The following is a 10816-nucleotide window of genomic DNA, read 5'->3' as shown; positions in this document are numbered from 1 at the left end:
GCTCAACTCAAACTCACGACACCAAATTAATAGCATCGCTTCATTCAAGTGTGAGCATTTATGCTAGTTGCTACCCCGGCCGAAACCAGAACAGCTACCGCAACAACACCCACACCTATCGGCTGTAAATTGTTAAAGATCGCTCGATAAAACCAGCGGCTTTCGCTGCAAGGCCGTTTCGAGAAGGTGCGCATTCTACAGAGCTCAAATCATCCGTCAACACTTTCGACCGATTAATTTTAAATAATTGTGACGCGGGCAAATTTCCGCTTGCCGACCTGCGCGACGACGGTCGTGCCGACCGGCACGCTCACGCCCTTGTCGGCCACGCGCTCGCCATCGAGCTTGACGCCGCCACCGGCGATCTGGCGGATGGCATCCGAAGTGCTGGGCACCAGCCCGGCCTGCTTCAGCAACTGCGGCACTGGCAGCGCGCCCTCGATGCCGGGTAGGCTGATTTCCGGCATCTCGTCCGGCAACGCGCCGCGCTGGAAGCGCGCCTCGAATTCGGCCAGTGCCTGGATTGCCGCCGCCGGACTGTGGAAACGCGCGACGATCTCCTGCGCAAACCGCACCTTGATGTCGCGCGGATTGGCACCTGCGGCAACCTGTTGCTTCCAGTCCTCGATGGTCGCGAGCGACTCGAACGACAACAGCTGGATATAGCGCCACATCAGATCGTCGGAAACCGACATCAGCTTGCCGAAGATCTCCTGCGGCGGCTCGTTGATGCCGATGTAGTTGCCGAGCGACTTCGACATCTTGTTGACGCCATCCATGCCTTCCAGCAAGGGCATGGTGAGGATGCACTGTGCGGGCTGGCCGTGATGCTTTTGCAGTTCACGCCCCATCAGCAGATTGAATTTCTGGTCGGTACCGCCGAGTTCGACATCGGCCTTCAGCTCAACCGAGTCATAACCCTGGATCAATGGATACAGGAATTCGTGGATCGCGATCGGCTGCTGGCTGGTGTAGCGTTTATGAAAGTCGTCCCGCTCCAGCATCCGTGCCACCGTATGGGTCGCCGCCAGACGGATCATGCCGACTGAGCCGAGCTTTTCCATCCATTCCGAGTTGAAGCGCACCTCGGTCAGCGCCGGGTCGAGGATCTTGAACACCTGTTCCTGGTAGGTTTTGGCGTTTTCCGCCACCGCTTCGCGGGTCAGCGGCGGACGGGTGGTGTTTTTGCCTGTAGGATCGCCGATCATGCCGGTGAAATCACCGATCAGGAAAATCACCTGATGCCCCAGCACCTGGAACTGGCGCAATTTGTTCAGCAGCACGGTATGCCCCAAGTGCAGATCCGGTGCGGTCGGATCGAATCCAGCCTTGATCCGCAAGGGGCGGCCCGTTTTCAGCTTCTCGACCAATTCGGCCTCAACCAGCAGCTCGTCGGCTCCACGCTTGATTTCCTGCAACGCGTCCTGCATCAAATTCCTCTCTACGACCGATCAAGTTTGTCCGAAACTGGCCGTAAAACATGAATATCGCCTCATCCCATGCACACAAGCTGCTGTTTGGATTGAGGAAGTTTCCGGGGGGCATTTGTGGTAGACTCCCCGCTTGCAAACAGAAGGGAAACGGTCCATGCCGCTCACCAAACTGAGAATCTTAACCGATCGCCTGACCGGAGCGGAACGCCGCTTCAGCCTGCGCACCTTGGTTGCCCTCTCCAGCCTGCCGCTTTTTGGCGTCGTCGCCGCGTTTGGCTTGGCCCCCGACACCAATCCGCTCGACATCACCCCGCAAACCATTACCGAAGCCATCACCCTGCCAACCCTGATCGGTTCAGGCAGCGAAGGCAGTTTTGAACGTGAAAGCCTGATCCAGTCCGGCGACACGCTGTCCATCGCGCTGTCGCGCCTGAAAATCGACGACCTGGAAATCCAGCGCCTGCTGGCCACCGAAGCGGTCCGTCAGATGGCCTCCAGCATCCGTTCGGGTCGACGCATTCAGGCCACGACCACCCAGGATGGGCAGTTACTGACCATCCGTTTCGACCGGGGCGACGCCCCTGCGCTGATGATCAACCGCCAGGGTGATGGCTTTGTCGCCTCGGAAAGCGAGGATGTACTCGAATCGCGCGTGGTGATGCGTTCCGGACGCATTCTGTCCTCGCTGTATGGCGCCACCGACAGCGCAGGCATCCCCGACAAGATCGCAAACCAGCTGGCCGAAACCTTTTCGACCAGCATGGACTTCCGCGAGGACCTGCGCCGCGGCGACACCTTCTCGGTGATCTACACGGTCAGCTACCGCAACGGCGAACCCATTGCCGCCGGCAAATTGCTGGCTGCCGAGTTCGTCAACGCCGGCAAGCCCCACCGCGCCATCCTATACCGCGACCCGTTCGGCCGCGAAGACTATTACACCCCCGAGGGCGAATCGCTCAAGCGCGGTTTCCTGCGTTCGCCGCTCGAATTCTCGCGTGTCACGTCCAGCTTCAGCAACTCGCGCAAGCACCCGGTTTACGGCTTCCACCGCGCCCACACCGGCGTCGACTTTGGCGCCCCCACCGGCACCCGGGTCAAGGCCACCGGCGACGCCACCGTGGCCTTTGCTGGCCGTCGCGGCGGCTACGGCAACCTCGTCATCCTGCGTCATTCCAACGGTTTCGAAACCTACTACGCCCACCTGAGCGCGTTCGCATCCGGGATCCGCGCCGGCCGTCCCGTCAGCCAAGGCCAGGTCATCGCTTATGTCGGATCGACCGGCGCCTCCACCGGCCCGCATCTGCACTATGAAATCCGCATTGCCGGCAAACCGCAGAACCCGATGGCCATCAAGTTGCCTGGCTCGCCTCCGCTGGTTGCCGAACAGCGCGCACGTTTCCTTGAGCAGACTGCCGACTGGTCCGACAAGCTGGCCCTGTTGCGCGGTACCAATCTCGCCGCGCTCGATTGAGCGCAGCTTCCCCACATGAGGCCGAGCGTTATGTCGGCCTCATGTCCGGCACCAGTCTGGACGGCGTCGATGCTGCCCTCGCCGAAATAGGCCCAGACGGCCAGACACGACTGCTTCAAACCCATTACCTGCCCTACCCGGACAGCCTGCGCGCTCAATTGCTGGCGCTGCATGCGCCGCAGCCCGACGAAATCCACCTGGCCGCCTGTGCGGCCAACGCGCTGGCACACCTGTATGCCGAGGCGGTCCGCTCGCTGCTAGAGGGCATTGCGCCCGGCAGCGTGCGCGCGCTCGGCTGCCACGGCCAGACCCTGCGCCATCGCCCCGCAGACGGCTACACGCTGCAGATCGGCAATGCCGCCCTGCTGGCCGAACTCACCGGCATCACGGTCGTCGCCGATTTCCGCAGCCGCGACATTGCCGCGGGCGGTCAGGGTGCGCCGCTGGTGCCCGCCTTCCATGCCCAGGCGCTGCGGCATCCGGACCGCCACCGCGTTATCGCCAATATCGGCGGCATTGCCAATATCACCGACCTGCCGCCGGATGGCCCGGTGCGCGGCTGGGACACGGGACCCGGCAATATGCTGCTGGATGCCTGGGTCCAGCGGCATCGCAATGCTCGCTACGACCGCGACGGCGCCTGGGCGGCGAGCGGACACCTTCATCCCGGCTTGCTGGCTGTACTGATGCGGCATCCTTATCTGCAGGGTCCGCCGCCCAAAAGTGGCGGGCGCGAGCAGTTCAACCTGGACTGGCTCGACGCCACGCTCACACACCTGAACGAAGCCATCGGCCCCGCCGACGTGCAGACCACGCTGCTCGAATTCACTGCGCTCAGTCTTGCCGATGCGGTGAAACGCGAATGCGCTGGCGTTCAGGAACTCTACGTATGCGGCGGCGGCGCCCACAACGGCGCGCTGATGCAACGCATCACCGCGCATCTGCCGGAAGTCGACGTGGCGACGACCGCAGCGCTGGGCATGGATCCGGACTGGGTGGAAGCGCTTGCCTTTGCCTGGCTGGCCCGGCAGGCAGTGCATCATGCGCCGGGCAACCTGCCGGCGGTGACCGGCGCGCGCGGCGAACGCATCCTGGGGGCGATTTACCCGGCTTGAAAGCCGCGCCGGAAACAAAAACGCGGCCGAAGCCGCGATGCTCTAATTGAAAAAAGCGGCCGAAGCCGCTTTTTTTATTCCGCGAGGAAACGCTTACGCCGAGAACGACGAGCCGCAACCGCAGGTGGTGGTGGCGTTCGGGTTCTTGATGACGAACTGCGCGCCTTCCAAGCCTTCCGAGTAATCGATTTCGGCGCCGACCAGGTACTGGAAGCTCATCGAATCGACTAGCAGCGTCACGCCGTTTTTCACCATCACGGTGTCGTCGGCATTCTGCGCTTCGTCAAACGTGAAGCCGTACTGGAAGCCGGAACAGCCGCCGCCGGAGACGAACACGCGCAGTTTCAGGTCGGGGTTGCCTTCCTCGTCGATCAGGTTTTTGACTTTGCTGGCTGCGCTGTCGGTGAAGATCAGCGGGACTTCCATTTCGGTTGCTGCATTCATGGTGGTGCTCCTTGAAAACGTATGAGGTGATTATCCGCATCACCCGGCTTGCGTCAAGCAAAGACCCTGTTTGGGCCACGGAGTTCCGCTGTTTAAGGCAGCATGCCGATGTCGGCCAGCGCCGTGTCTTCGGGCAGGTCAAACAGAATATTCATGTTCTGCACCGCCTGCCCCGCCGCGCCCTTGACCAGGTTGTCGATCACCGACAGCACCACCACGGTGTCGCCGCCCTGCGGCCGGTGCACCGCAATGCGGCAGACGTTGGCGCCGCGTACCGAGCGGGTTTCCGGGTGGCTGCCGGCGGGCAGCACGTCGACGAACGCCTCGCCCGCATAGCGCTTCTCGAACAGCGCCTGCAGGTCGACGTCCGCGCTGACTTTTGCGTACAGGGTGGCATGGATGCCCCGGATCAGCGGCGTCAGGTGGGGCACGAAGGTGAAGTCCACCGGCTTGCCGGCGAAGCCATCCAGCCCCTGCTTGATTTCCGGCCAGTGGCGGTGGCCGGCGACGGCGTAGGCCTTGAAGTTGTCCGCCGCCTCGGCAAACAGGATATGGGTTTCCGGCTTGCGGCCGGCACCCGATACGCCCGACTTGGCGTCCGCCACCAGAAAGCCGGTATTGACCGCACCCGACTCCAGCAGCGGCAGAAAGCCCAACTGTACCGCCGTGGGGTAGCAGCCCGGGTTGGCGATCAGCCGTGCGCCCTTGATCGCTGCACGGTTGACCTCCGGCAGGCCATACACGGCCTCTGCCACCAGGTCGGGGCAGGCGTGCTCCATCTTGTACCACTTCTCCCACACCGCGATGTCCTTGATGCGGAAATCGGCCGCGAGGTCAATCACCTTGACGCCGGCATCGAGCAGCGCACGCGTCTGCTGCATCGCCACGCCGTTGGGGGTGGCGAAGAACACCACGTCGCAGTGTTCCAGGCCGGCCTCCTCAGGCGTGGAAAACGCCAGCTTCACGCGGCCGCGCAGGTTGGGGAACATCTCGGCCACCGGCATGCCCGCTTCCTTGCGCGAGGTGATCGCCTTCAATTCCACGTGCGGGTGGCGCGCCAGCAGGCGCAGCAGTTCGACCCCGGTGTAGCCCGTGCCGCCGACGATACCGACTTTGATCATGGTGTGAATCCTTGCAATGAATGACTGAATTGTAAGACAGCCGTGCGTTCAGATATAAAAAAAGCCGCCCTGAAGCGGACGGCTTTTTTGGCTCGAAGCGAGTTTAACGCTTGGAGAACTGCTTGCGGCGACGCGCCTTGTGGAAGCCGACTTTTTTCCGTTCGACTTCGCGGGCATCGCGGGTCACCAGACCGGCGGCCTTCAGCGCGGGCTTCAGTTCGGGCGAGAACTCGATCAGCGCACGGGTGATGCCGTGACGCACTGCACCGGCCTGGCCGGATTCACCACCGCCTGCCACGTTGACCATGATGTCGAACGTGTTCAGGTTGTCGGTCAGCACCAGCGGCTGGCGCACGACCATGCGGCCGGTTTCGCGCGAGAAATAGTCGTCCACCGGCTTTTCGTTGACAACGATCTTGCCGCTGCCGGCCTTGATGAACACGCGCGCAACCGATTCCTTGCGGCGACCCGTACCGTAGTTGTAGTTACCGATCATGATGCAGCCTTAACGTTGAGTTCGAGGGGCTGGGGCTGTTGAGCCTCATGCGGATGGTCCGCGCCCGCGTAGATTTTCATTTTCTTGATCATGGCGTAGCCGAGCGGGCCCTTGGGCAGCATGCCCTTGACCGCCTTCTCCAGCGCACGGCCGGGAAAGCGCTCCTGCATCTTGTCGAAGTTGGTTTCGTAGAGGCCGCCGGGATAGCCGGAGTGGCGATAGTATTTCTTGTCGAGGCCCTTGTTGCCGGTCACGACCATCTTGCTGGCGTTGACCACCACGATGTAATCGCCGGTGTCGGCGTGGGGGGTGAACTCCGGCTTATGCTTGCCGCGCAGGCGGCGTGCAATCTCGGAAGCCAGGCGACCCAGCACTTTGTTGTCGGCATCAACCACGAACCAGTCGCGTTTGACTTCATGCCCTTTAGCGGAAAACGTTTTCATGACCCAACCTCTATACAGAGGACAATCTCGGAAAGCCGGGCATTTTAACTGCGCACCCTGCACAAAGTCAAACACTGCTTGCACCCGGCCGCAATGGCGCTGGCGGCCCCTGGACCGCAGTCGGGTTTGCCGCGCAATGGCCGCAAGGCTTGGGCAGGCCCCGTCGGGCAGCATACAATCCACGCCATGACCGCCTGGCTTGCAACCAACCTCATCGCCGCCGCCCTGCTGCCTCCGCTGGTGCTGGTGATCCTGCTCGCCGCCGGGCTCTTTTTTCATCGCCGCCGTCCACGCCTGTCCATGTCGCTGATCCTGCTGTCCACCACCGCGCTGTATGCCCTCTCCACCCCCTGGGTCGGCGGCCTGCTGCTGAAAACCCTGGAAATCAGCACGCCGGTCAGCCCCGATACGCTGCAGGACGCCCACGCCATCGTCGTCCTCGGCGGCGGCCGGCGGGTGGACTCGGCCGAATATGGCAGCGACACCCTCAACGGCATCAGCCTGGAACGCCTGCGTTACGCCGCCTTCCTCCATCGCGCCAGCGCGCTGCCGATCCTCGCCACCGGCGGCAAACCCGGCGGCGGCGAACTTGCCGAAGGCCGCATCATGCAACACATCCTGCAGACCGAATACGGCCTGACCACCCACTGGGTCGAAGACGCCGCCCTCACCACCTGGGACAACGCCCGATTGTCCGCAGCGCCGCTCAAACAGGCGGGCGTCCAGCGCATCGTGCTGGTCACCCACGCCTGGCACCTGCGCCGCGCCGTCCCCCTGTTCGAGGCGCAGGGGCTCGACGTCATCCCCGCCGGTATCCAGTTTTCCAGCACCCGGCTCGACTCCATCCTCGACGTCCTGCCCACGCCCGCCGGCTTGCGCGACAGCACCTTTGCCCTGCACGAATGGCTGGGCATTTTATGGTACAAACTCCGCTCGATTTTTGCCTGAAGGAAGCCCATGAAAGCCCGCGTCAAACTCATCGAAGGCGTCAGCTTCGTCGGCCAGAGCGAATCCGGCCACAGCGTCGTCATGGACGGCGCGCCCGAATCCGGCGGCAAGAACCTCGGCGTACGCCCGATGGAAATGCTGCTGATGGGACTGGGCGGCTGCTCCGCCTTCGACGTCGTCCTGATCCTGCGCAAAAGCCGCCAGCAGATCACCGACTGCGTCGCCGACCTCAGCGCCGAACGCGCCGACAGCGACCCCAAGGTGTTCACCAAAATCCACGTCCACTTCACCGTCACCGGCAAGGGCCTTGATCCCAAACGCGTCGAACAGGCGGTCAAGCTCTCTGCCGAGAAGTACTGCTCGGCCTCGATCATGCTGGGCAAGACGGCCGTCATTACGCACGATTTCGAGATTCAAGAAGCGTGACTGGATCGGGGCCTGCTTCGCGCTCCCGCACCCGGCGCTCCGCGCCCACCGAGTCGCTGCCTGCCCACCATCATGCTCGGCAAGACGGCCGAGATCACGCATGACTTCGAGAGGGTGGAAAGTGACAAAAAAAAACCGCGCTCCGGGGAAGCCAGCACTTATCGTGGCTCTGTTTAATTAGCCACTTCGGATGGTTTCTGCTGCCAACACCATTTTTGCCACATCCCACGCAAGGCATGCTCCAGATTGCCCGCGAAGCGTGGCGCATCACAAAGGGGCGAAGCCCGTAGGCGCTCGCGCAAACCTGCCCGTAAAGCTCCCAATTCCTGGATATCGCCAGAAAATGCCACCGCCTTTGCCACGTAGTCGTCTTCGTCAGCTGCGATCCATTCCGGCAGCCCGACGTTGTTCAAAATCGACTCCCCCTGATGGCTGATAAAGCGATCTCCTTTCATCGACAGCACGGGCACCCCCATCCAGAGCGCTTCTACCGTGGTGGTGATACCGGGATAAGGGAAAGGATCCAAGGCAATGTCGACTCGGTGATAAGCCCGGAAATGCTCCTCATGGTTGGCAAATTGCCCATCAAGGATCAGGCGTTCTGGAGCAATGCCGAAGCGGCCAAAGTCGGACACAAGCTTCTCGCGCACTTCAGACACGCCCAAAGTTTTGGTTTTCAAGTAAAGCCGCCCGCCAGGCACAGCCTGCAAAACACGCGCCCAGCAAGCAACAACCTGATCACTGATCTTGTTCAGATTGTTGAAGCAGCCAAATGTGACGTAACCCTCGCCCAGCGCGGCCAGGGGCTCGACCTCGAGAGTCAGATCCGGCGGCGAGAAACAGATATAGGTTTCGGGCAAGCGCCATGGCGTTTCCGTAAACTGCCTCTCCTCCCCGTGCGGCAACGCCCAGCGGTCGGCGAGAATGTAATCCATGGTGTCCAAACCGGTGGTTCCAAGGTAGCCCAGCCAAGTCACCTGCACTGGCGCCGCTTTCCATGCAAACACGGGGAGCCTGTTTTTCGACGTATGTCCGGCCAGATCGATCAGGATATCGATGCCGTCCGCCCGAATCTTGTTCGCAAGCACCTCATCACTCATCTTGGCAACGCTGGCATCGTGCCAGTGTGGAATCGACCGGCGCAGCCGCTCGTTGAGCGCATCCTTGCGCTCAGCCGTCGCGTAGACAAACAGCTCCAGCTTGTCCGAAGCGAGATGCTCCAGCACATTCTGCAAAAAATACCCCACTGGATGCTGCCCCAGATCGCCCGACACCAGTCCCACACGCAGTCGACGATCAGGGTCGATCGGATTGTCGTAATCTACAAACCTTACAGCCTTTTGCGCCGCTTTCTCGCCGAATACTCGCGCCTTGGCAAGCAACGTTTCCGGCGTATCGCGCGCCCGATAGTTGAGCACCAGCAGCAAATTGCTGTACGTACTGAAGAACCCTTCCGGATCGCGTGACAGAAGCGCCAGCCCCTGGTGATAGACGTCAATCGCTTTGTCGTAACGCCCCAGATCCAGCAAGGTACTCGCAAACAGATTAATCGCCGCAGCGGAATCCGGCTTCAACTCGAGCGCCCGCTGCAACGCGGTCAGCGCACCATCATGCCTAGATGCGTCTCTCAGCGTTGCGCCAAGGCTGATGTACGACGAGGCCTCATCCGGCCTGAGTTCGGCCGCATAGCGGTAAGCCGCGGCCGCATCTTCATAGCGCTTAAGTCTGCGTAAGGCATGGCCCAAACCTTGGTAGGCGTCGAAGTATTTGGGACGAAGCTTAATCGCGCGCTGCGAAACCTCAATGGATTCCTCGTATCTCCCCAGCAGGTGTAAGACCAGCGCGAGGTTGACATGGACTTCAACCAGGCCGGGTTGGAGATTGAGTGCCCTCTCGTAGGCGGATATCGCCTCTTCCAGCCGCTCCATACCCCGCAGGGCATCCCCGCGGTTCATGTGATATCCGGCTGATTCCGGCCGCAGCACGAGCGCTCTGTCGTAGGCCACCAAGGCCTCACTGGAACGATTGAGCTTCTGCAGCACATTACCCAGATTGTTGTGCGCATCCGCCAATTGCGGGGCAATTTCTATCGTGCGCCTGTAGGCTTCCAGCGCCTCATCAAAGCGCCCCAGCTCCTCCAGGGCGAAGCCGAGATTGAACTGCGCCGGCGCCATGCCAGGCTCGTGTTCCACTGCATGCCACAGCGGCTGTATCGCATCCTGGTAGCGCCCTTGTGCCAGTGCGGCCATACCCAGCAGATACCACACCCGTGGCGCTTTGGCGTGGCGGCGCTGCACCACTCTCGCAAACGCCTCCATTTCGGCATATCGGCCCGCCTGAAACAAGGCGTCGAGCTGGCGCAGCGCTTCGTTCAGCGGAACGGGTTTCTCGGCTTTCTGCTTGTGCCCGGAACGCGCCTGCCGGAGCAGTTCATCTGCCATGGGATGGCGCAGGCCCTTGCCGATCGCTTCGGAAATGAGCTTTTTCGCGTCTTTTGCGTGCCCCAGCGCGAGCAGGCATTGGGTCAACAGCAGCCAGTGCTGGGCGACACCGGGTTCCATCTGGCGCACCTGCTCCAGCAACGGCTGCGCTGCAGTGAAATTGCCTTTCTGCATCAGCAACTCGCCCAGATGCCCCAGCAAATTGGGCTGCCGGGGGTGACGAACGAGTCCGTTGCGGTACAGCGCTTCGGCCTCGTCGAGGCGTCCGCCCCTGCGGAATTCGAGCGCCAGGCGCAGCGTTTGCTGTAAATCAGGCGGCAGTGCGGCAACATGGAACGACGGCATCATTTGGAGTCTTTTGTCACAAGGTGAAACGAACCAACGGCTAAGGACGATATTAAGCGTTCGTATCCAGCATATCCAATAGAAACGGGCTCCCGAAGGAGCCCGTTTCAACTTCGTTTTTCAAACCGGGTTG

General features: G+C 61.7%; 10 protein-coding genes. 4 read left to right on the top strand and 6 right to left on the bottom strand.

From position 1 onward, the window contains the following. Positions 1 to 239: 239 nt before the first annotated feature. A complete protein-coding gene (gene tyrS, locus Q8R61_RS13455; RefSeq protein ID WP_305538115.1) occupies positions 240 to 1430 on the bottom strand; it encodes a tyrosine--tRNA ligase in 1191 nt (396 codons plus the stop codon). Positions 1431 to 1587: 157 nt separating this feature from the next. Here tyrS and Q8R61_RS13450 point away from each other — a divergent pair, with 157 nt between their 5' ends. Together Q8R61_RS13450 and Q8R61_RS13445 are read left to right on the top strand one after the other, a co-directional pair. After that, positions 1588 to 2904: a peptidoglycan DD-metalloendopeptidase family protein gene (locus Q8R61_RS13450; RefSeq protein WP_305538113.1), complete on the top strand. Its 1317-nt coding sequence runs from the start codon at positions 1588 to 1590 to the stop codon at positions 2902 to 2904. Next, positions 2901 to 4019, top strand: coding sequence for an anhydro-N-acetylmuramic acid kinase (locus tag Q8R61_RS13445; protein WP_305538111.1), 1119 nt, complete (start codon positions 2901 to 2903; stop codon positions 4017 to 4019). The genes Q8R61_RS13450 and Q8R61_RS13445 overlap by 4 nt, the downstream gene beginning before the upstream one ends. 93 nt (positions 4020 to 4112) lie before the next feature. Here the strand turns inward: Q8R61_RS13445 and erpA are convergent, their stop codons facing one another. The 4 genes from erpA to rplM form a co-directional block, all read right to left on the bottom strand. Beyond that, the gene (gene erpA / locus Q8R61_RS13440) at positions 4113 to 4463 is read right to left on the bottom strand and encodes an iron-sulfur cluster insertion protein ErpA (RefSeq protein WP_018507883.1); all 351 of its coding nucleotides are present in this window, start codon (positions 4461 to 4463) and stop codon (positions 4113 to 4115) included. 92 nt (positions 4464 to 4555) lie between these two features. Beyond that, positions 4556 to 5584 carry an N-acetyl-gamma-glutamyl-phosphate reductase gene (gene argC, locus Q8R61_RS13435; protein ID WP_305538107.1) on the bottom strand — a complete coding sequence of 343 codons (1029 nt, stop codon included), beginning with the start codon at positions 5582 to 5584 and terminating at the stop codon, positions 4556 to 4558. Positions 5585 to 5687: 103 nt separating this feature from the next. Continuing rightward, entirely contained in the window at positions 5688 to 6080 is a 393-nt protein-coding gene (rpsI, locus tag Q8R61_RS13430) for a 30S ribosomal protein S9 (RefSeq protein WP_305538105.1), read from the bottom strand. Beyond that, positions 6077 to 6523: a 50S ribosomal protein L13 gene (gene rplM / locus Q8R61_RS13425; RefSeq protein WP_305538103.1), complete on the bottom strand. Its 447-nt coding sequence runs from the start codon at positions 6521 to 6523 to the stop codon at positions 6077 to 6079. Before rplM ends, rpsI begins: the two co-directional genes overlap by 4 nt. A gap of 186 nt (positions 6524 to 6709) precedes the next feature. Here rplM and Q8R61_RS13420 point away from each other — a divergent pair, with 186 nt between their 5' ends. After that, a complete protein-coding gene (locus Q8R61_RS13420) occupies positions 6710 to 7471 on the top strand; it encodes a YdcF family protein (protein ID WP_305538101.1) in 762 nt (253 codons plus the stop codon). 9 nt (positions 7472 to 7480) lie between these two features. Next, the gene (locus tag Q8R61_RS13415; RefSeq protein ID WP_305538099.1) at positions 7481 to 7897 is read left to right on the top strand and encodes an OsmC family protein; all 417 of its coding nucleotides are present in this window, start codon (positions 7481 to 7483) and stop codon (positions 7895 to 7897) included. 173 nt (positions 7898 to 8070) lie between these two features. Here Q8R61_RS13415 and Q8R61_RS13410 read toward each other — a convergent pair whose 3' ends face one another. Then, entirely contained in the window at positions 8071 to 10686 is a 2616-nt protein-coding gene (locus tag Q8R61_RS13410; protein ID WP_305538097.1) for a tetratricopeptide repeat protein, read from the bottom strand. Positions 10687 to 10816: the final 130 nt, after the last annotated feature.

The organism is Thiobacillus sp. (genome assembly GCF_030696885.1).
In the GTDB taxonomy this organism is placed as follows: Bacteria; Pseudomonadota; Gammaproteobacteria; order Burkholderiales; family Thiobacillaceae; genus Thiobacillus.
The sequence above is the reverse complement of the archived record's forward strand: the minus strand, read 5'-3'. Positions and strand labels throughout refer to the sequence as shown.